This window comes from Halalkalibacter sp. HAAS-P013 (assembly GCF_056619925.1).
On record NZ_JBWQTU010000021.1, the window covers coordinates 13,467 to 34,187 of the forward strand.

Here is a 20,721-nt window from a genome sequence, read left to right on the forward strand (position 1 = left end):
TCAACCTTATAGTCCGAAACGTTTCGGTTTATCTATAAAAAAAATCATTTCGGCTCAGCCGTTGTATTTCTAATAATTAGCTGATTATCTAAAATGACTTTTCTATTCGCTTTATTTCCTTCTAACATATCAATAAGCAGTTTGGCTGCTTTAAACCCAATTTGGTATTTATTTTGTTCAACCGTTGATAACTGCGGTTGAACATATTCAGCAAGAGTGATGTTATCATATCCTACAATTGATAGCTCCTCTGGAACAGCAATCCCTTGCCGCTTAGCCGCATTCATCACCCCAAGTGCCATTAAATCACTTGCACAAAAAATCGCCGTAACCTCAGGATGCTCGTTCAAAAATGAATAAGCAACTTTTTCTGCTTTTTCTTCGAGAAACTCTCCATTTAAGACGTACTCGTCTTGAAAAGGGATCGAAGCTTCTTCCAATTGCTTCTTGTATCCTTGTAATCTTTTTTGACTGACAACAGCTTGATTATGACCATTCATTATAGCAATGTTACGATGACCAAGGTTTGTTAAGTGCTTTACTGCCATTTGAGCTCCAAATACATTATCTGTAGAGACAAACCCCACATTTTCTCCTTCTATTTCTACATCAATAAGGACACATGGGATATTACTATCAATGACCTCTTTTAAGTAAGGATCATCAATTTTAATTCCTTGCATAATGACTCCTTCAACTTGCCTTTCACGACAAAGCTGACTGTAACTTTTTGCTTTTTGTTTAGCAGAGTTGGTACTAAAAAGGATCAGATCATACCCTTTTTCCGAAGAAGAATCATTAATCCCGCACATAATTTCGTATGTGAACATATCCTTTGCTCCAGAGAGACTTAGTTCTGATACAAGTAAGCCAATTGTTTCGGTTTTGCTTTTGACTAAACTACGTGCAACAGCATTTGGACTATAATTTAGTTCTTCAGCAATACTTTTAATTTTAGCTCTTGTTTTTTCATTCACATCATTATACCCGTTTAAAGCTCGAGAGACCGTTGTAACCGATACTCCTGCAGCTTTTGCTATATCTTTTATTGTAGCCATCAAAAATCCTCCAAAACGTTTTGGTTGCTGTTACAATTATTACTTTACACATTTCTGAAAATGTTTTCAAGTACTTTTTTTATAAATTCCTTTTTTATTTTGAATCATTTATAAAAAGTATGGGTTTATAAGATATATAAATATCATAATGAAGCCTACTAATATAACAGTAGGCTTCTTAGTTCACGATAAACACTCATCACCGTTTATTAACACTCTCACGCAAATGAATTTCATAAGGCAAGACAACCTCTTCAAAGAGTGCTTCGTCAGACTCTATCTGTTTTAACAACAAACCTGCTCCTTGTTTTCCTAACTTAGAATAGGAATAGTGTACTCCTGATAATTTTAATCGGGAAGCTTTCGCTAACACCGTATCATCTAAACCGAGTACAGATATGTCGTTTGGGACTGCAATGTCATGATCTTGTATACAGTTAAGTGCTCCTATCGCCATCCCATCGTTTACAGCAATCACAGCTGTTATCTCTTTTTCAATAGCAAGGATTTCTTCCATTTGCTGATATCCAGATTCAATTGTAAAGTCGCCATTCCTGCTTAAGTTAGTGTCTAGTTCAATTCCATTCTCCTTTAGTCCATCACGAAACCCTCGTTGTCTTTCTCTTGAGTTTACAGAGGTAGCAGGCCCACCAATAAAAGCAAAATTACGGTGTCCTAGGCCAATAAGTTTTTCCGTTGCATCCTTTGCAAATGTATAGTTATCAAACGTAACAAAAGAAATGCCTTCTTTATCGGTCCGCTGAAGAAGAACCACAACAGGGATTGGAATCTTTTTAATTAAATCGCGATGTTCTTCTTTAAATTCACGAGTCGCAAACAAAATTCCCTCTACACGTTTTGATCGAAAAATTTCAAAGTGCTTCATTTCACTCTCTAAAATTCCGTTCGTACATGCTATCAGTAGATTGTAATCATTATCTTCAAGTATTTCGTTTACTCCATTTATCATTCGGGGAATCCCTTCACCGATCATACTATGTACAATCAGACCAATAAGGTGAGTTTTCTTTTCCGCGAGTTCTCTTGCAAGAACATTTGGATAATATCCCGTCTCCTCAATGACTGCCTCAATTTTTTTTCGTGTACTCTCTTTTACTGTTCCGGAATTGTTAAACACCCTTGAAACGGTCGCAATTGAAACACCTGCTTTTCTAGCAACCTCTTTTATATTGATATCCTTTTTCATCGTTCTGCCTCCTTAGGGATGTTACAAGGAAAGGATAAGGTATTTAAGCAGATGTTACCTAAATTAATAATCCCATTTGCTTGCTTTCATGCTTACTTCTCCGTCTTCAGCAAAAAAACGAATTCCGTTGCTTTTAACATTTGGAAAAATCCTTCCTGTAAACACTTCTTCTCCATCATTCACAAATAACTCAACCGAAGATGAGTCGACAAATAATTGAAACTTGATTGATTCACTCGTCATATCACATTGCCGAACCATACCATATTCTTCAGCAACCACCTCACCAGATTGACTGCGGTCAAACACAAGTTTTTTATTGTTTACATCATATTTAATCGTAGTTACTTCTTTCTCACCTACACGTATTTCAATTCCAAATTGAGAGGCGTCCTTATTGGTAAATTCACAAATCAATTCATATGATACACCATAAAAGGAATCATAGCTTTTGCTTTCATTAACAAGAATATCTTCCGCGATTACATTACTTTTACGTAATTGAGCCAATTCCTTTACAGGTTGTTGGAAAAGTTTTCCTTCCCTCATTATTAATTCTCTTGGTAACGTTAAACAATGCGCCCATCCATGTCGATCATTGGGATACTCAATTTCAGGCAGTCCCATCCACGCAACTAAGATCCGTCGATTTTGTTCATCAACCATTGTTTGAGGTGCATAAAAGTCAAATCCCAGGTCTAATTCACGAAAGTCAGTATGGCGAAACTCTACACTATTCAAATCTAGGTGCTCCCCAATCAGATAGCCTGATTGATATATATTTTGAAAATGATCCCCTTCCCGTTTTAACCCTTGTGGCGAGAAGATGAGGATTCCTTTACTACCAAGTTCAAAGTAATCTGGGCATTCCCACATAAATCCAAAATCATTTAAATCAGTTGTTATTTCCCCAAGAAACTCCCACTCTTTTAAGTTATCAGATTGATATAAAACAACACACCCTGTCAAATCCGCTCGTTGAGCACCTATAATCACATAAAAACGATCGCCATGTTTCCAAACCTTTGGATCGCGAAAATGTTCAGTATATCCTATGGGAATATCCTTTATGACTGGTTGTTCATACTTTTCAATATGACCTTCTTTATCCATTACCGCGATGCATTGATAAGGATGTCGAACCCAATCTTGATCTCGTGTATTGCCGGTATAAAATAAGTATAGCTTCCCCTCATGCTCAATCGCACTCCCGGAAAAAGCTCCATGACTATCAAAAGGCTCAGTTGGCTCAATGCCAATCCCAACATTATCCCAATGAACAAGGTTCTCTGACTTAGTATGATACCAGTATTTCAAGCCATGAACCGGCCCTAAAGGAAACCACTGATAAAACAGATGATACTCTCCATTATAATAAGAAAATCCGTTTGGGTCATTTAATAACCCCATCTCGGGTTGAATATGATACGTTTGTCGCCAAGGGCATTTTTCCACCTTTCTTCGTAATTCTTCAATTTCTTTTGTACTGGCCTCATCAAGACGACGGTACCTCTCTTCTCTTGTCCACTCCATTATAAAAACCTCACTTTCTAACACGAACAATAGGAGAATCGTGTAGACCTCCTAAGTTCTTAAGTTGTTTCTCTTTTGTATTTATGCTGCATTGCTTTCATTCTTTTTTTCTTTCAATTGCTGTCTCTTAGCAAATACAAACGTTAATGCAAAAGCAACAACAAACGTTAAGACCATTCCAATAATAAAGTGAAGAATTACATCTACACGAATCGCAATAATCCCCGGCAACCCTGCAGGACCAATTGCTACTGACAGCACTTTATTTAGGGTAATATATGCTGAACCTATAGCAGCACCAATAATGGCTGCAATAAATGGATAACGAAGCTTTAAGTTAACCCCGAACATAGCTGGTTCAGAGATCCCTAATAACGCAGATATGCCTGATGCTGAAGCAATGCTTTTCATTTTTTTATTGGCAGTGATAAAAATAACTGCTAATGCTGCCGCCCCTTGTGCAACATTGGACATTGCTGCTACAGGGAAGATAAACGATCCTCCAGTTCTTGCTAAATCTGCTAACAATTGTGTTTCAACAGCGATAAAGCTATGATGCATGCCTGTAATAACAATTGGTGCATAAATTAACCCGAACAATCCTCCACCAATGAACCCTGCTGTTTCAAAAAGCCATACCAAACCTTCTGTAATCATATCTCCACCTGTACGAGTGATAGGACCAACAAAAGTGAAGGTTAAGATACCTGTAATAAATAATGTAAATAATGGCGTTAACAAGTTATCTAATGCTGCCGGAATAACTTTTCGTAACAATTGTTCAATTTTCGCTAAAATAAATGCTGCAACTAAAATTGGTAAGACAGTTCCTTGATAGCCAACCTTTTCAATCTCAAATCCTAAAATGTTCCAAACAGGAATCGTCCCCTCAAGTAGTGCGTCTGCATAGCCATAACCATTTAATAAGTCTGGATGAACCATTAACATTCCAAGTGCAGCTCCTAAAAAAGCATTTCCTCCAAAGCGCTGTGCTGCTGAAAACCCAATTAAAATTGGTAAGAAAACAAAGGCAGCGTTAGCGAAAGTATTGATCAAAGAGGCAAGATCAGCAATTCCTGGATTCGCATCAATCAGAGACATTCCATCAAAGAAGAGATCTTCTGCGGTTAAAATATTATTAATTCCCATTAACAAACCTGCTGCAACAATCGCAGGAATAATGGGAACAAAAATGTCTGATAAGACCTTTACAAACTGTTGAATTGGATTCAACTTTTTTGTACCCGCTTTTTTCACATCATCCTTTGTAGACATTTCGCTGACACCTGCAAGAGGAGCAAGCTTTGCATACACCTGATTGACAGTACCTGATCCAATGATGATTTGAAACTGCCCTCCAGTAGCGAACGTTCCCTTCACCGCATCCATCTTATCTAGCTTTGCTTCATCAACTAAACTTTCATCTTTCAATACAAGACGTAACCTTGTAGCACAATGTGCAGCCGCTTCGACATTATCGGCTCCACCAATAGCTTCCAAAATCTCTTTTGCTATCTTATTATAATCCATGATACCCTCCTGATTGTAAAGCTTTACATTTTTCTGTAAAAATTAATTATAAAGTATAAAGCAATACTAATTTATAAATGTAAAGCTTTACAAATTTAGATAAAAAAATAAACAAATTCAAATTGTAAAGCTTTACATTTGTTGATTCAAATTATATGTTATTTGTTAAAGCTAGTCAATAAGAATATTAAAAATGGCGCTATCTTTTATATAGCGCCATTTTTATGGTGCAATTGAACGATACTATTCTATCTACTACAACAAACGTTCACCAAAACGAGTAACTCCTGTTAAAACACGCGTCATCATTGATTTCACACGAGGTACCACTCTTTCTATGACTTCTGGATTTTGTCCATATGATCCGTCATCCTTTACAAGAAGGCTATTATCATTAATGATTCGATCAATTTCGCCTCTCATTTCGCTCGCAAATTCCTCACTGTCAATCACTAACATGATCTCCGTACTTAAATAAGTACTTCTAGGATCTAAGTTAAAAGAGCCGACAAGACTGATTCTGTTATCAAAAATGAATGATTTGGTATGATACGATTCTGTTGGGCCTTGAAACTCATACACATCTACACCTGAGCACACTAAGTTTTTCCGATATCGCCTATAGCCGGAATATGCCATAAGATTTGGAGAAGCAGCAAGCGAGTTGGTTACAGCCTTCACTTCATTTGCAGAGAGGTTTCCTTTGTTTAAGTGATGTCGCATGTCTTTCGTAGGAATAATATATGGGCTTTGAATCAGGATTGAATTCTTTGCCTTTTTCATTAACCGTGATATCTCATACCAAACCCATGGTTCTTTGTTCAAACGTTCAATTGGATTATGAATAAACGTTACTTTCTTGGCTGGTAGTGATTTTTCCATCCAGTTTATCTCTTGCTGAAAGAAGCTAGGCTTCGATTCAGCTAAGACATGATGGAGTTTCCTTAAATCAGAGAGTTTACTTTGCCCTAGCTTTTGTTGTTGTGGTGTTAACGTAGTAATCAAAGGTTTTGAAAACTCATGATTCCACACATAATCATAATAGCCCTTTATTTTTGAAATAACACTATTTTCAAAAGCGTTGACATCTGTATTAACAACAACTACATCACGATCATTCGTTGCCCCGTCCAACCCTACAGGAGCAAAATATTTGTCTCCGATATTACGCCCTCCTACCATGGCCAATTTCTGATCAACAATGATGATCTTATCGTGAAGCCTATTATTCCAAGTCCATGGCCGCCACATATCAAATGGTTCATAAAATTTCAACTGAATATTTGGGTGTTCAACATACGAATAAACAATATCCTTCTTTTTCCCTGTCATACGATTGGATACCCCATCAAGGAGTATTCGTACTTGAACACCTCGATCAGCCGCATTGACAATACATGTATGAAAAATAGAACCTGCTAATCCCGGGCTGATCATAAAGTAAGAAATATCTAAGGTTTCTTGTGCATTTTCTATCAGATTAATCCTGGCAAGCCCTGATTCATAACGTTTTTCAACAAGGACAACCCTATCTTGTGAAGCTTGATCACCGAAAAAGCGTTCAGTCTCATGTTCATCTACAAAACGACTTTTTTTATGCTTGTGAAATGAAAATAAAACTACTGCGGAAATCAATGCATAAAGAAAATATAGGATTATTATATAAACGATTACCATGGACAACCCCCTGCAGCAATATGTCTTCAACCCATTTTAGTACTTATCTTTCTCATAGCTAGTATATTTTATCAATTCAATTGTTTGATCATCCCATATTTATGGAACACGAAAGAGACTGTCACAAAAGGTCCGATCTTTGACCTATTGTGACAGTCTCGACATCTAACTTTTTTGAAATTACTTATGTAGCATGTTATAAACTTGCTGCACATCTTTGTCTCCTCGACCTGACAGGTTTACTATAATTCCATCCTCTGCTGTTAACTCTTTTGCTAGCTTAACCGCATGAGCCACAGCATGAGCACTCTCTAAAGCTGGAATAATCCCCTCTATCTTAGAAAGCTTCTGAAACCACTCCAACGCTTCTTCACCCGAAACAGTTGCGTACTCCGCACGGCCTGTTTCCTTTAAGTAACTATGCTCAGGACCAATTCCTGGATAATCAAGCCCAGCTGCAATGGAATATGTAGGTTTTGGCTCGCCAGCCTCATTTAATAACGTTAAACATTTAAAACCATGAATGACAGCAGGAACACCTTCTGTTAACGTTGGAGCCTCTTTTGGTTCCACGCCAACTAAGCGAACACTTTTCTCATCGATAAAATGAGCAAATGCACCGATCGCATTGCTTCCACCGCCAACAACTGCGACAACTGCGGTTGGTAGCTTGCCTTCTTTTTCAAGAATTTGTCGCTTTGCTTCTTCACTAATAACGGATTGGAAATATTTCACCATTGTAGGAAACGGGTGCGGTCCAACTGCAGAACCAAGTAAATAAAACGTATTTTGATAATTTTCAACTAAGTCAGCTAGTGCTGCATCAACCGCATCTTTTAACCGCCCTTGTCCTTGATCAACAGGAACAACCTTTGCCCCAAGTAATTCCATCCGAAACACATTTAAGGCTTGCCGCTCAGTATCTAGCTTCCCCATATAGATCGTGCAATCAATTCCGAAGATGGAACAGGCCGTAGCCGTTGCCACCCCGTGCTGCCCTGCCCCAGTCTCAGCAATAATTCTTGTAGCCCCCATCCGTTTCGCTAATAAAATTTGCCCAATTGCATTATTAATTTTGTGCGCGCCCGTATGGTTCAAATCTTCCCGTTTAAAATAAATCTTTGCGCCGCCAACTTGCTCAGTTAAATTTTTTGCATATGTTAAAGGGTTTTCTCGTCCAACAAACTCTTTCAAATAATACTTATACTCTTCAATGAAGTCAGGATCATCTCTATACTTTTCAAACTGTTCATCTAAAACTGCTAATACTTTTGCTAAGTCCTCTGGCAAAAAGCTTCCGCCGAATTCTCCAAAAAAACCTTTCTCACTCATAACGTAAGACCCCTCCAACTCCCTATTTAATAATTCGAAAATTCCGTTAATTATGTCCATTATTCGACATCGCCTCTCGTTTACCCTTCCTTAAGCTTTGTATTTTTATCAATTTGAAAAAAGCCCTCAGCAGCTGAGAGCTTTTTCATACTTGAATCTATCTAAGAATTATACTTTCTTTATTGGAAAACGGACAATAACGGTAGTCCCGTCCCCTTTTGAACTTGTAAAGTCAATAGAGCCATGATACTTACCAATAATGTTATAACAAATCATCAACCCTAAGCCTGTGCCTTTACTTTTCAACGAATAAAAAGGCGTCCCAAGAGACTTAATTTCTGCTTCTGACATACCGATTCCGTAATCGACGACTTTTACTTCAACAACATTTTTGTTTTTTTTCGCTGTAACAATGACAGGATCTCCAACTTTAGAAACTTCTATTGCATTTTTAATAATATTAATAAATACCTGCTTTATCTCTATCGTATTTGCTTCAACATAGCAATTCTCGTCGATGTGAAGATCAATCTTATTATTATGTAAAAGCCCATAAGATTGAAGCAATTCTGTAATACTTTGAAGAACGACTTCGATACTAACTGTTTCCGTCTTTAGGTTTCCATTGGGTTTGGCGATCGACAAGTATTGTGAAATGACCTGTTCGGCCGTATCTAATTCATCAATCATTAAAGTAAAATGATTCTTCTTTTCTTTACTATACGAAGAATCTCTTTTATAATACTGCAAAAATCCCTTTACGACTGTCAGAGGGTTTCTAATTTCATGAGCAACCGCAGCAGCTAATTGTCCTGTAGCTTTTAACCGCTCTGATTGTTGGATTTGTTCATAATATAACTGCATTTTTTTTAATCTCAAATAGGACAAATAATAAATAAAATAAATAATCAATTGACTCCCGATAAAGTTAAGGAAGTTCCCTGCTAAATCTAGATAAATGTGTGGAAAACGAGCACCTTGATCTACCAAAAAAACAAAAGAGAAAATCACAATTACAGATATAGTATTAATAAATAAAGACGAATAAAACAGCTTTGAATCAAAGAACAAGATTGAAATAGCTGGAATAAAACATAAGAATAAGAACGTAGACCATGTATCCGGATATAGAAAGAAAAGAGTATAGAAATATGCGAACACACCTATGATTATGATCACTCTAAACGTTTGAGTTTCATATTTTGGATAAAGCAATAGGAATACAATTAGTATAAAGACTAGTAGTAAGTGCAAAATGTACCCTGCCCCAAAATCACTCATGAGTGGATTATCAATAAATAACCCCAATACCATCAGCAAATTGATAAATAGCATCGTTGTATAATAAAGCTTTTTGTTAATTCGAGAAAATTCTTTCATACATACTCCTAAAATTAATTTAAAATTGGGGCAACAAAACATTTTAAGATTTCCCCATCAATGAACATTATAGTAGGGAAATAGTATCAATACAATTCACTTCGAGAAAAAAACAGTCTTTTAAAAGATCGACGTAACCCATATTTAATCACATTAAAAGCCTCTTCTCCAGGATAATTTTTCAAATTTAATTAAAAAACAATGAACCTGGACCACATTACATCATAGTAAGTAGATGGAAGGAGATAAAAAATGGAAAAAAAAGAATTTATTATATAACTGGTTATTTATCAGGAAAATTCGGTTAATATCATGCATAGTAACCTATTATTGATTATTAGCAAATTTGTCTCACTGATGCTAAAAAAATATAATAGTCCGTGGAAAAAACTTGAGAAGAGGAGATGGTATCATGACTGACTTGTATCCTTCTAGAATCAGCAATATTCGTTCGATTATCGAAAGAAAAGATCCAGTCCTTTATAGCTCTCTAGAAAAAGGTGGACCTTTAAGTCGTAAAGAATTAAATTTTTATGAACAAAATGGTTACTTACTTTTCGAAAACATGTTTTCAGATGATGAAGTGAATTTGTTACGCAAAGAATTAAGCCTTACAATGGAAGATCATAAGACGGTTGACGAGCCACATGTCATTCGCGAACGAGGCAGCGATGAGATTCGCTCCATCTTTGATGTTCATAACAACACCGAGTTTTTCAAAAATTTATGTTCACATGAACGATTAGTTAACGTTGCCGAACAATTACTAGGAAGCGATGTTTATATCACACAATCAAGAATTAATTTTAAACCAGGCTTTAAAGGGAAAGAGTTTTACTGGCATTCTGATTTTGAAACATGGCATGTTGAAGATGGGATGCCACGTATGCGTGCGGTTAGCTGTTCCATAGTTCTAACAGACAATTATGAATACAAGACCTCACATGTTAATCCCAGGTTCTCATAAATATTACATTCAATGTGCGAACGGGACCCCAGGCAATCATTATGAGCAATCTCTGAAAAAACAAGAGTTTGGAATACCTGATCATGAAAGTTTACAATGGTTGGTTGATAAAGGAGGAAGAATCGACCGAGCAACAGGCCCTGCCGGATCGGTGTTATTTTTTGAATGTAACATTATGCATGGTTCAAACGGCAATATCTCCCCTGACCCTCGTAGTAATGTGTTCTTCGTCTTTAATAGTGTTCACAATAAATTAGAGAAACCATTTTCCAACCTCTCACCCCGCCCAGAGTTTCTGGCAAATAGACAAACTACAAAACCAATTGAACCACATACGGTTGATTTATCAGCATCACTACATGCATTTAAATAGTAATATAACTAGGGTGACTTGTATGAGAAGTCACCCTAGAAATCTTTATCAACCTATCGTTTTTATTACTAATTGAGGTCATTTCTTTAGTTGGACTGGACATTGTGTCGGTCATTTCAAATCGAGTCCTGAAATACTGGTCTATATATTATCATTCTCTCCAACTTGATTGATATTCTGTCGAAAATCCAAGGCTTGCTGTCGGAACTGTTTAATTTGCTGTTCAAACTCATTATCTTTCTGTCGAAGCATTTCAGCTCTGACGAATATCTTTACAAACCCGGACATCCACAGTTACATCCAGCTGGTGCCCTCCAACACCTTGGAACACACCTTTAAACGGAACGACATCACTATAATTTCGTCCATGACCGATTTTTATGTATCTCCAGTTTGTTTTCCCATTATTTGTTGGATCAAAACCAACCCACCCGAGGTTAGGAACATACGCCTCAACCCACGCATGGGAGGCATGCTGCACGTTTGTTTGGTCATCATTCACATCACCAATAAAATGATAGCCGCTCACATACCTTGCTGGAATCTTAAACATACGGCAAACCGCAATCATAACATGCGCATAATCTTGACACACTCCTCGCTTTAAACGCAATGTCTCCTCTACTGTTGTATGAACATTCGATGCATCTGTATCATAAATGAATTCATTGAATAATAGTTGTGAAATGTTCTCGAGTAAGTCATATACACTTTTTATACGATGAGGTTGCAGGACTTTGCAAAACATCTTTAATGCCGGAGTAATTCGTGTATAGTTTGTTTCTTGTAAATATTCCGCATATTGATTTTGAAACAATTCACCATCTAACATTTTACGCTCAGCTCTATAAGAGAGTTCATTTGAATGCAATAACTGTTTGTCTTTCGTTTGAACAATAGCACGCGATTCCACCACTAGCCTTTGATGTGGAGCCGAAATAGAAAAATGATGAACGACATTACCAAAGTAGTCTTTATAGTAATGAAGAGGGACGCTCGGTTCAAGCAAAATGGCGTGTTCACAGCACATCTGTGATTCATCCGTAATAGGAGTAAGTCGCACCTCATTTATACTATCTTGAATGGGTTCTTGATAAATATACTTTGTAAGATGAGAGACTTGTAGTTTCACGCTTTCACTAACTCCTCTTGAAAGAAATTTACAGATATTGCTTGATCAAGCTGATAGATTGAAATCATCATGTGATTTAGCACCTCTTCCTCTTCTCCTTCTTCTCTAACACTTGTGAGAATGTCTTTCACTTTTTCTAATGGGGCCACAGCTTGATTCGTTAACGTCTCTAATTGGCTATCTTGTTCTTTTATAGCGTGTAAACTTGCCTCCAAATACCGGAGGGAAAAGATAACCGAGCGAGGGAATTGACTATTGAACAGGATGAATTCATTCACCTTCTCCAATGTGACACGATCCGCATGAAATTTACGAAATGCTTCATAACCGCCAACAGACTTCAGTAAACTAATCATTCGGTTATATGGCTTTCCACCCAGTGTAAAAAAGTGATCCTGACGTAGATTACCGTGGACGGTTTGAAGAATCCTTAACGTATTCTCAGCTCGCTCTAAGAATTTACCCACCTGAATAAAATTCCACTCTTGTCCGCGAAGAATAACGGAATCGGCCGTACCATTAACTCCTGTTAACCCTTCCCTAATACGCTGGTAAAACATATGAGGCGACTCTTCCATGACATTTTGAATCTCTTGTTCCTTTAACCATAGATATAAAGAGTTCATCCTGTTCCACAAATCATCAGGTAATAGTTGTCTGAGGTCACGCATATTGCTTCTAGCTTGAAGAACACATGAGTAGATTGAATTTATATTAGAACGATCAAATGTCAAAAGCGTAAGAGCCGTTCTTTCATCCATTGGCTTGGCAACTTCTGTAGGTGAGCACTCACTTCCGATGGTAGTAACAAGTCGTTCCCACACACTACTTCTTTGAGCTCCTCCTTTTAATTCGTGACGTAAATGATAATTCACATCTATTAACCTTGCATGGTTTTCCGCTCTTTCTAAATAACGTCCAATCCAAAATAATAATTCTGCCGATCGATTCATCATCATTTTTCACCTCTATATGTTTCTTATTGTTTGCTTATAGTACCCACGTATCTTTTGTTCCACCACCTTGTGATGAATTCACCACTAAAGAGCCTTTTTTTAGTGCCACTCTTGTTAACCCTCCTGGAACAACTTGGACATCTTCTCCCTTAAACACAAAGGCACGTAAATCAATATGGCGTGGTTCTACCTCCCCATCGTCCATTAAAGAAGGGGCGCAAGACAGCTTTAAGGTCGGTTGAGCAATAAAGCGTTCCGGGTTCTTTTTGATTTTTGCTGCAAACTGCTTGATCTCCTCATCAGAAGCTTTTGGCCCTATCAACATGCCGTATCCACCCGATAAGGACCTTTCTTTAACGACTAGCTCTTGTAAATGAGAAAGAACATACTGAATTTCCTCCTTACTTGCAAACGTATATGTAGGTACATTTTTTAAAATCGGTTCTTCCATCAAATAAAAACGAATCATATCGGGAACGTACGCATAGACGGCTTTATCATCGGCTACTCCTGTTCCTGGTGCATTGGCAAGCGTTACGTTACCAGCACGGTACGCATTCATAAGCCCAGGCACACCAAGCATCGAGTCAGCACGAAAAGCTAACGGGTCAAGGAACTCATCATCAATTCGACGATAAATCACATCAACTTGACGTAGTCCTTGAATTCCCTTTACATAAACTTTTTGATCAATAACAGTTAAATCCCTTCCTTCAACAAGCTCAATCCCCATCTCTTGTGCTAAAAACGTATGGTCATAATAAGCTGCATTATGGACACCAGGCGTCAACAAGACAACAAGCGGATCCTCTTTTTGACCGGGGGCTAAGCTTCGCAAACTTCTTAGCAAATCATTTAAGCCTTGATCAATATCACGTACGTCATGTTCAAAGTATAGCTCCGGAAAAAGGTGCATCATCATCGAACGATTTTGATAAACATAGGAAAGCCCAGACGGATTACGTAAATTGTCTTCTAATACATAGAACTCGCCTGTTTCACTACGAATTAAGTCGATGCCAGATAGCGGGATATAATTTTCATTAGGAAGGTCGATTCCAACCATTTCAGGACGAAAATATGGATTCGTAACGACCATCCTTCTAGGAATAATCCCTTCATTAAGAATGTTTTGCTCATGATAAATATCTTTAATAAAAGCATTTAATGCTTTTACTCTTTGTATTAACCCTTTTTCAAGGAGTGCCCATTCATCGGAGTTAATAATCCTTGGACTTATATCAAAAGGGATTGTCCGTTCAGATGATGTATCCTCCTGGTCTCCATACAGCGTAAACGTAATACCCTGTTTCACCATTTCTAATTGCATAAACATATTCCGATTACTTAATTCCATCATTCCCATTTGCATAAATCGGTCGTGAAGTTTTTTATAAGAAGATCGAACATTCCCCATTTGATCAAACATCTCATCATAAAAGATCTGAGTCATATAATTAGAAAATACTTGCTTCTTTTCCTTTGTCAGAGTTGCCACAGTATGAACCCTCCAAATTTTCATGTTTTGTTGAACACGGAAAGTATATGACAAAGTCAAACAAACTGACTGTCGAATTCGGTCATTATGATTGTGTCTATTTTGTGAACGACACTTTTCTCTCCCCCTTATACTGCCTTGTATATAATGAAGAAACTCGTTTTAACATGTATTTCAAATATACATTTCAAGGTCAGATTATCTGACATAAATTTCAAATTAATTTGTCAAAAGATTTATAATAAAAGGAAATGAATCAAGCAATATTCTAAGAATCGAGGTCAGCACAGTGAAATGGACGATAGGAAAAAAATTAGTAACAAGCTTTCTTGTTCTTGCTCTTTTTTTTGGGGCCACAAGTTTTGCTTTTTATGTTTACATCGGCAAAATCAATCAGTCATATTCAGAAATTATCGATCTTCGCGTACACATTCTCTCAAACACGAAAGATATCCAAGTCCTTACTCTTGAACAAACAAACAGTTTGCGAGGCTATATTTTAACACAAAGTCCTGAATTCATTAGTGAATTAAGGTCAGCAACAGAAAAAATAAACGATGTAATTTCTGATACAAGTGAGATGGTAACCCAACCAGAAAGCGAAGCAGACGTTGTAGAGTTATTTTCATTAAACTTGGAATTTAAAGAAGCGTATGAAGAGCTGCTATATCGTTTTGAGCAAAACGGAGATCCAGAGGAAGCCTTGCAATTCTTTATGACAGAAGTGCTCCCAATCGGCAGTCAACTTGCCCCACTTGCTAATCAATTAACAGAGCGAAATCAGGAGCTAATGAATGAAGCTAGGTCCGAGAATACGGAATTAGTCAATCACATTTACGAAATAACCATCATTCTTAGCTTGATCTCGTTTTTTCTCTTTATAGCCATTAGCTTTGTGATCTCGCGAAACATCACGAAAAACCTTTCAAAAATTATGAACGCCCTTGCTAGTCTTACTAGTAATTCACGTAACACCGAAGACTTACCGAAGATTACCATCAATTCGAAAGATGAAACCGGAGATATTGCCCATGCCTTTAACAAAATGACAACAGCTCTTCAAGAAAAAAGTTGGTTAGAGCATAGCATTGCAGAGGTCGTAACGAACTATCAAGGAATTCACGATATTGAAGAATTCGCCAAACATTTTTTGATGCATATCACCCCAATGGTCGGGGCTAGTTACGGTGTGTTTTATGTCAAACAAAAATCGAATGAAGATGAATATTTTCAAAGTATTGCCTTTTCAGCGAAACATCCAGCCCAATGCAAGCGAATTCGCTTTCACTACAATGAAGGCCTAGTTGGACAAGCTGCATTAGAAAAACGAACGATCCTACTAAATGATCTTCCAGATAACTATATCCAAATTTCTTCTGGAGTTGGCACAGCTAAACCTGCGAGTTTAATGATTATCCCTGTTGAATTTGAAGGTGAAGTAAATGTTGTCATTGAACTGGCGTCATTCTATCCATTTTCCGACATTAAACAAGCCTTTTTACATCAAATCTCCAATCACATCGGTATTACGGTTAATAGTGTAGAAGGCCGCATGCAAGTGGAACGATTATTAGAACAAAGTAAGCTCTTAACAGAGGAATTACAAAGTCAATCCGAAGAACTGCAAATGCAGCAAGAAGAACTCCTTTCCATGAATGAAAAATTAGAAGAACAATTTTACCAATCAGAGCAAAAGTCACAAGAACTATCTAAAGCAAAAAGCCAGCTAGAAAAACAAGCTGAACAACTCGAGCTCAGCTCACAATACAAATCTGAATTCCTAGCCAATATGTCTCACGAATTACGTTCTCCACTAAATAGTTTACTCATTTTGGCCCATCTGCTAGCTGAAAATAACGAGAATAACCTTACCGAAAAACAAGTGGAATACGCTGACACCATTTCTAAGTCTGGCAAGGACCTTCTACATTTAATCAATGAAATACTTGATTTAGCCAAAATAGAATCGGGAAAAATTGATATCGCTCCAACTGAGGTTGATGTTAAAGAGTTATGTGGCTTCCTTGAGCGTCAATTTTCGACTCTTTCTTTAGAAAAGGAGCTAATATTTAACGTCCAATTGAGTAACGGTCTCCCTTCCAAACTATGGACAGATGAGCATCTACTGAAGCAAATCGTAACGAACTTGCTCTCTAATGCTTTTAAATTTACAGAACAAGGCAAAGTCACTTTGGATGTTGAGCTCATCCAATCACCCGGTGAGCGTTCTATTAAGAACTCCTCTTCTCTTGTTGCATTTAAGGTAAAAGATACGGGAATTGGGATACCAAAAGAAAAACATGCGTTAATCTTCCAAGCCTTTCAACAGGTAGATGGAACAACGAATCGCAAATATGGAGGGACCGGCTTAGGTCTTTCGATCAGTTTGGAACTTGCTCAACTATTAGGTGGCAAAATCGAAGTAGAAAGTGAAGCTGGTGAAGGAAGTACGTTTTCCTTCTACCTCCCAATATATGAAAAAGAAAAAGAGGCTTCCCCCTCTCTTCCATTAAAAGAGGTAGCTGCTGCAGTTGATGTAGATGCGCATAGAGGAATGGACCTTTTTATCAAAGGAAAAAAAGTACTGATTGTTGACGATGACATCCGTAACATCTTTGCCCTTACAACCGCCCTTGAAAAGAAAGGCATAGATGTTGTCTTTGCTGAGAATGGCGAAGAAGGGCTCACTGCTCTAAGGAATCATCCGGATATTGACCTAATATTAATGGATATCATGATGCCAGGTATGGATGGCTACGAAGCGATGCAAAGAATTAGAAAGATGCCCGAGTACCATACGTTACCGATTATTGCTCTTACAGCTAAAGCTATGATCGATGACAAAGAGAAATGCATTCAAGCAGGCGCTTCAGATTACATTAGTAAACCAGTATTTCTAGATCAGCTATTTTCCTTGTTACAAGTTTGGTTGTGCAAAAAGTAGAAAAAACTAAGAATTTTCTAGAGGAGACCGATAAATGAAAAACTTCACAAAAAAATGGACCAGTCAAAAGAAAGCAAACATCTTGCTAGTGGATGACCGGCCTGAAAACTTGCTTGCACTAGAAGGTTTGCTTTCTTGTCCCTCCTACAATTTAATCAGTGTCACTTCTGGTGAAGAGGCATTGAAATATGTTTTATCAGAATCGATTGCTGTTATCTTACTCGATGTCCAAATGCCTGGGTTAGACGGATTTGAAACGGCAAATATTATTAAAGCACGCGATAAATCCAAACAAGTTCCGATCATTTTTATTACAGCTATAAGTCAGGAGCTCACGCATGTCATGCAAGGATATGAAGCCGGAGCGATCGACTACATTTTAAAGCCGTTCCATCCAGAAACGTTAAAAATGAAAGTGGACGCGTTTGTCAAAATTCATCAATATCAAGAACAAATTACCTTACAAAATGAGATTTTAAAAGTAATGGGAGAAACACTCGTTGATACACTTGTTACATTTGATATAACCGGATCAATCATCACAATAAATCCGTCTGTTTCCGACATGTTTGGTTATAGCGAAGTGGAAATACAGGGGCACCACATCGATACGCTCGTCCCAAACCTCTCGTGTTCGTTTTCCAACGTGTCAGAAGGAACCATAATCGAAACGATAGCTTTACGACAGAACTTAACGTATTTTCCAGTTGATGTACAGCTTGGAGAAGCGCGTATTACAGGAAGGCAAGTATATGTCTGTTCGATTCGCGATGTAACCTACAGAAAAGAGATGGAAGATGAACGCTTTCGTAAAATCTTTGAGGCCACTCCTTGTCTAATCTCATTACGTTCAAAAAAGGATTGGAGGTATATCAATGTAAACAAAAGTTGGCTAGCTCACTCCGGTCATGATGACTACTCAAATATTTTAGGTCAAACTTCTGACTCGCTTACCTACATCATTCATACAAAAGAAATGGAAGAGTTGGTCATAGACATGTCTGAATTCAGCCATCCGGCTCATAGTAAAAGAATGAGTTTCTTAAATTACAGAGGAGAAATGCGAGAAGGCCTTTTATATTCTGATTTTCTGGAAATTCATGGAGAAGAATGCCTTTTAACTGTTATAACAGACATAACGGAAAATACGTTGGTTGAAAAGGAAATGGTCCGTCTAGATCGACTGAATTCAATTGGGGAGATGGCATCTGGCATTGTCCATGAGATTCGAAACCCCCTTACAACCGTAAGAGGATTTCTACAGATGTCCAAAGAAAAGCCCTATGCTGAATTTGCTGATATTATGATTGAAGAATTGGACAGAGCCCATGAAATGTTATCTGAATTTCTTTCTATTTCAAAAACGGATAAACCAAAACGAAAGCTAGTTGAGCTTAATGATATTATTGAAGCGTTGTACCCACTGTTAAACGCAAAAGCAATGTATACAAATAAATCTGTCCATCTTGAATTATGTCCATGCCCTTCAATTTATTTAAACGAAAGTGAAATAAGGCAGCTCATATTAAACCTTTCATTAAATGGTTTAGAGGCAATGTCAGCTGGAGGGGCTCTCACGATTAAAACATATCAACAAGAGGATGAAATCATCTTAGCCATACAAGATGAAGGATCTGGAATCAAAGAAGATCTCATTGAAAAAATCGGAACACCTTTTTTCAGTACGAAATCAAATGGTACTGGCCTTGGGCTCTCTATTTGCCAAAAAGTGGCCGAAAGACAAGAAGCAAGTATTTCAATAGAATCAAGTAAGCAAGGAACGACATTCTTTGTTCATTTCTCGTATCAAAAACAGATAGTTTTACAATGACCCAAAAGCGCACTTCTCAATTTAGAAATACACCTTACAAACAAAACCATGTCTACATATAACCATTATATCTCTTTTGACCTAGCGCTGAATGAACATACTTAATCATCGTAACATAATCAAAAATCGGCAATTGAACAGCTTTTTGATTCGCTGCAGCATTTGGCTGAAGACTTGAGCATTCTAAAAGAATTACTTTCACTAATGGATCAGATCGGACCATTTCCTTAGCTACTGAGACCACTTCCTCTTCGATCTTGTCAGGGGCAAGAATACCAATTTCATCGTGTGCAGCCTTACGAAAATTCTCTTTCTCATCCATCCCCATAATACAAAGTGGGATCGTGGGGCTGACACCTATTTTTTGTAATAACTCTTCTTCAAAGTTGGAAGCTTTGCTGCAAATGATCCCAACTTTTTCCACTTGCCCGAGCGTTGCAGAAATAAAAGGAATTTGAAGTAAGGCTCGATAAAAAAACGGGGACTTGAAGCTCATTGGCGATTTCATCTTGGAACATAGCCATATATCCATAATCAGCTGTAATGGCCTTTACTCCTTCTTTGACAAGTTTATGTCCAGCTTCCAAAACGGGGGTTAGCATCGTTCGATCTTTTTGCAGCAACTTTTCAATAGTAAAACCTTTCACCGTTTGTATCTGACCGGGAATGGATACGTTGTTGCATTTCCTACATATCCCCTGGGATAAAAGGGGTGAATGTATCAAGCATGAGGATCCCTATCGATTCTTTGCTAACTTGCCCTTTCTTTGCTCTTATGACCATCCGTCCATTCTCCTTCTCTTGCTACAGCTTTTTTTATAACAATTTACCTAGTCCTTTCTGTGGAGTGAATTGACCTGATAGACGCAGTGCCTCCCAGAAGCTGACTTGATTCGCTGTTAGAACGGGCTTTTGGAGTGATCGTTCCAACCCTTCGATCCAAGGCGCTGAATGTAAAGCTGTATTTGCAGTGCTGTAGGATCTCCTCCTAATACTAATTCAGATAGCAACCTTGGTATTCTTGCATATTGAGCTACATTAGCAAATGCCTGACCAGCAGACACCAAGATAAATACCGCTGATGTAACTAATCCTGTGGATAGTGCCACTTTAGGTATGTTAGTAAACTTTAAAGAGCGAAAAATAAACACTTCTAAAATTAATGCATAAAGAACAGAAATGCCTGCAGCTTCTGTAGGACTAAACGTTCCCGAATAAATTCGCCGATAATAATAACGGGAAGATTTATTCTTCAATAAACCGTTGATAAATAATTAAATCAAATCTAGCAAATAACAAATAC

At 37.6% G+C, this 20,721-nt stretch carries 16 protein-coding genes; 4 read left to right on the forward strand and 12 right to left on the reverse strand.

The features are described 5' to 3' along the window. Window positions 1–44: 44 nt before the first annotated feature. From AC1FXP_RS20770 to AC1FXP_RS20800, 7 genes are all read right to left on the reverse strand, one after another. Complete coding sequence (locus AC1FXP_RS20770) at window positions 45–1,058, reverse strand: LacI family DNA-binding transcriptional regulator (protein WP_332634523.1); 1,014 nt, start codon at window positions 1,056–1,058, stop codon at window positions 45–47. 199 nt (window positions 1,059–1,257) lie between these two features. Then, the gene (locus AC1FXP_RS20775; protein ID WP_480063875.1) at window positions 1,258–2,265 is read right to left on the reverse strand and encodes a LacI family DNA-binding transcriptional regulator; all 1,008 of its coding nucleotides are present in this window, start codon (window positions 2,263–2,265) and stop codon (window positions 1,258–1,260) included. 63 nt (window positions 2,266–2,328) lie between these two features. Beyond that, entirely contained in the window at window positions 2,329–3,798 is a 1,470-nt protein-coding gene (locus AC1FXP_RS20780; RefSeq protein WP_480063876.1) for a glycoside hydrolase family 32 protein, read from the reverse strand. An 81-nt stretch (window positions 3,799–3,879) separates the two neighbouring features. Further along, window positions 3,880–5,328: a sucrose-specific PTS transporter subunit IIBC gene (locus tag AC1FXP_RS20785; protein WP_480063877.1), complete on the reverse strand. Its 1,449-nt coding sequence runs from the start codon at window positions 5,326–5,328 to the stop codon at window positions 3,880–3,882. A gap of 255 nt (window positions 5,329–5,583) precedes the next feature. Beyond that, the gene (locus tag AC1FXP_RS20790; RefSeq protein ID WP_480063878.1) at window positions 5,584–7,005 is read right to left on the reverse strand and encodes a phospholipase D-like domain-containing protein; all 1,422 of its coding nucleotides are present in this window, start codon (window positions 7,003–7,005) and stop codon (window positions 5,584–5,586) included. Between the two features lie 180 nt (window positions 7,006–7,185). Beyond that, entirely contained in the window at window positions 7,186–8,337 is a 1,152-nt protein-coding gene (trpB, locus tag AC1FXP_RS20795; RefSeq protein WP_480063879.1) for a tryptophan synthase subunit beta, read from the reverse strand. A 168-nt stretch (window positions 8,338–8,505) separates the two neighbouring features. Beyond that, on the reverse strand, window positions 8,506–9,717 hold the full coding sequence (locus AC1FXP_RS20800) for an ATP-binding protein (protein ID WP_480063880.1): 1,212 nt from the start codon (window positions 9,715–9,717) through the stop codon (window positions 8,506–8,508). A 412-nt stretch (window positions 9,718–10,129) separates the two neighbouring features. Here AC1FXP_RS20800 and AC1FXP_RS20805 point away from each other — a divergent pair, with 412 nt between their 5' ends. Together AC1FXP_RS20805 and AC1FXP_RS20810 are read left to right on the forward strand one after the other, a co-directional pair. Then, window positions 10,130–10,684 carry a phytanoyl-CoA dioxygenase family protein gene (locus tag AC1FXP_RS20805; protein WP_480063881.1) on the forward strand — a complete coding sequence of 185 codons (555 nt, stop codon included), beginning with the start codon at window positions 10,130–10,132 and terminating at the stop codon, window positions 10,682–10,684. Beyond that, window positions 10,644–11,057, forward strand: coding sequence for a phytanoyl-CoA dioxygenase family protein (locus AC1FXP_RS20810; protein WP_480063882.1), 414 nt, complete (start codon window positions 10,644–10,646; stop codon window positions 11,055–11,057). Before AC1FXP_RS20805 ends, AC1FXP_RS20810 begins: the two co-directional genes overlap by 41 nt. A 253-nt stretch (window positions 11,058–11,310) precedes the next feature. On the opposite strand, the gene AC1FXP_RS20815 is transcribed toward AC1FXP_RS20810, so the two are convergent. Genes AC1FXP_RS20815 through AC1FXP_RS20825 form a run of 3 tightly spaced genes read right to left on the reverse strand, consistent with a single transcriptional unit; the run spans window position 11,311 to window position 14,634 of the window. Beyond that, window positions 11,311–12,189: a transglutaminase family protein gene (locus tag AC1FXP_RS20815; RefSeq protein WP_480063883.1), complete on the reverse strand. Its 879-nt coding sequence runs from the start codon at window positions 12,187–12,189 to the stop codon at window positions 11,311–11,313. Further along, window positions 12,186–13,148, reverse strand: a complete 963-nt coding sequence (locus tag AC1FXP_RS20820; protein ID WP_480063884.1) for an alpha-E domain-containing protein — start codon at window positions 13,146–13,148, stop codon at window positions 12,186–12,188. Before AC1FXP_RS20820 ends, AC1FXP_RS20815 begins: the two co-directional genes overlap by 4 nt. Before the next feature lie 31 nt (window positions 13,149–13,179). After that, window positions 13,180–14,634: a circularly permuted type 2 ATP-grasp protein gene (locus tag AC1FXP_RS20825; protein ID WP_480063903.1), complete on the reverse strand. Its 1,455-nt coding sequence runs from the start codon at window positions 14,632–14,634 to the stop codon at window positions 13,180–13,182. Between the two features lie 298 nt (window positions 14,635–14,932). On the opposite strand from AC1FXP_RS20825, the gene AC1FXP_RS20830 reads away from it, so the two are divergent. Next, on the forward strand, window positions 14,933–17,587 hold the full coding sequence (locus tag AC1FXP_RS20830; RefSeq protein WP_480063885.1) for a response regulator: 2,655 nt from the start codon (window positions 14,933–14,935) through the stop codon (window positions 17,585–17,587). A 34-nt stretch (window positions 17,588–17,621) separates the two neighbouring features. Next, window positions 17,622–19,418 carry a response regulator gene (locus AC1FXP_RS20835; RefSeq protein WP_480063886.1) on the forward strand — a complete coding sequence of 599 codons (1,797 nt, stop codon included), beginning with the start codon at window positions 17,622–17,624 and terminating at the stop codon, window positions 19,416–19,418. A gap of 52 nt (window positions 19,419–19,470) precedes the next feature. Here AC1FXP_RS20835 and AC1FXP_RS20840 read toward each other — a convergent pair whose 3' ends face one another. Beyond that, window positions 19,471–19,914 (reverse strand): aspartate/glutamate racemase family protein, encoded by a 444-nt coding sequence (locus tag AC1FXP_RS20840; protein ID WP_480063887.1) that lies wholly within the window; start codon window positions 19,912–19,914, stop codon window positions 19,471–19,473. Between the two features lie 403 nt (window positions 19,915–20,317). Beyond that, a complete protein-coding gene (locus AC1FXP_RS20845) occupies window positions 20,318–20,674 on the reverse strand; it encodes a TRAP transporter large permease subunit (RefSeq protein WP_480063888.1) in 357 nt (118 codons plus the stop codon). Window positions 20,675–20,721: the final 47 nt, after the last annotated feature.

Excerpts from the sequence above, each read along its gene's own strand:
- AC1FXP_RS20770 (WP_332634523.1), bottom strand. The coding sequence starts at position 1,058 with ATGGCTACAATAAAAGATATAGCAAAAGCTGCAGGAGTATCGGTTACA.
- trpB (WP_480063879.1), bottom strand. The coding sequence starts at position 8,337 with ATGAGTGAGAAAGGTTTTTTTGGAGAATTCGGCGGAAGCTTTTTGCCA.
- AC1FXP_RS20835 (WP_480063886.1), top strand. The coding sequence starts at position 17,622 with ATGAAAAACTTCACAAAAAAATGGACCAGTCAAAAGAAAGCAAACATC.
- AC1FXP_RS20810 (WP_480063882.1), top strand. The coding sequence starts at position 10,644 with ATGAATACAAGACCTCACATGTTAATCCCAGGTTCTCATAAATATTAC.
- AC1FXP_RS20785 (WP_480063877.1), bottom strand. The coding sequence starts at position 5,328 with ATGGATTATAATAAGATAGCAAAAGAGATTTTGGAAGCTATTGGTGGA.
- AC1FXP_RS20780 (WP_480063876.1), bottom strand. The coding sequence starts at position 3,798 with ATGGAGTGGACAAGAGAAGAGAGGTACCGTCGTCTTGATGAGGCCAGT.
- AC1FXP_RS20820 (WP_480063884.1), bottom strand. The coding sequence starts at position 13,148 with ATGATGATGAATCGATCGGCAGAATTATTATTTTGGATTGGACGTTAT.
- AC1FXP_RS20800 (WP_480063880.1), bottom strand. The coding sequence starts at position 9,717 with ATGAAAGAATTTTCTCGAATTAACAAAAAGCTTTATTATACAACGATG.
- AC1FXP_RS20840 (WP_480063887.1), bottom strand. The coding sequence starts at position 19,914 with ATGAGCTTCAAGTCCCCGTTTTTTTATCGAGCCTTACTTCAAATTCCT.
- AC1FXP_RS20805 (WP_480063881.1), top strand. The coding sequence starts at position 10,130 with ATGACTGACTTGTATCCTTCTAGAATCAGCAATATTCGTTCGATTATC.
- AC1FXP_RS20790 (WP_480063878.1), bottom strand. The coding sequence starts at position 7,005 with ATGGTAATCGTTTATATAATAATCCTATATTTTCTTTATGCATTGATT.
- AC1FXP_RS20775 (WP_480063875.1), bottom strand. The coding sequence starts at position 2,265 with ATGAAAAAGGATATCAATATAAAAGAGGTTGCTAGAAAAGCAGGTGTT.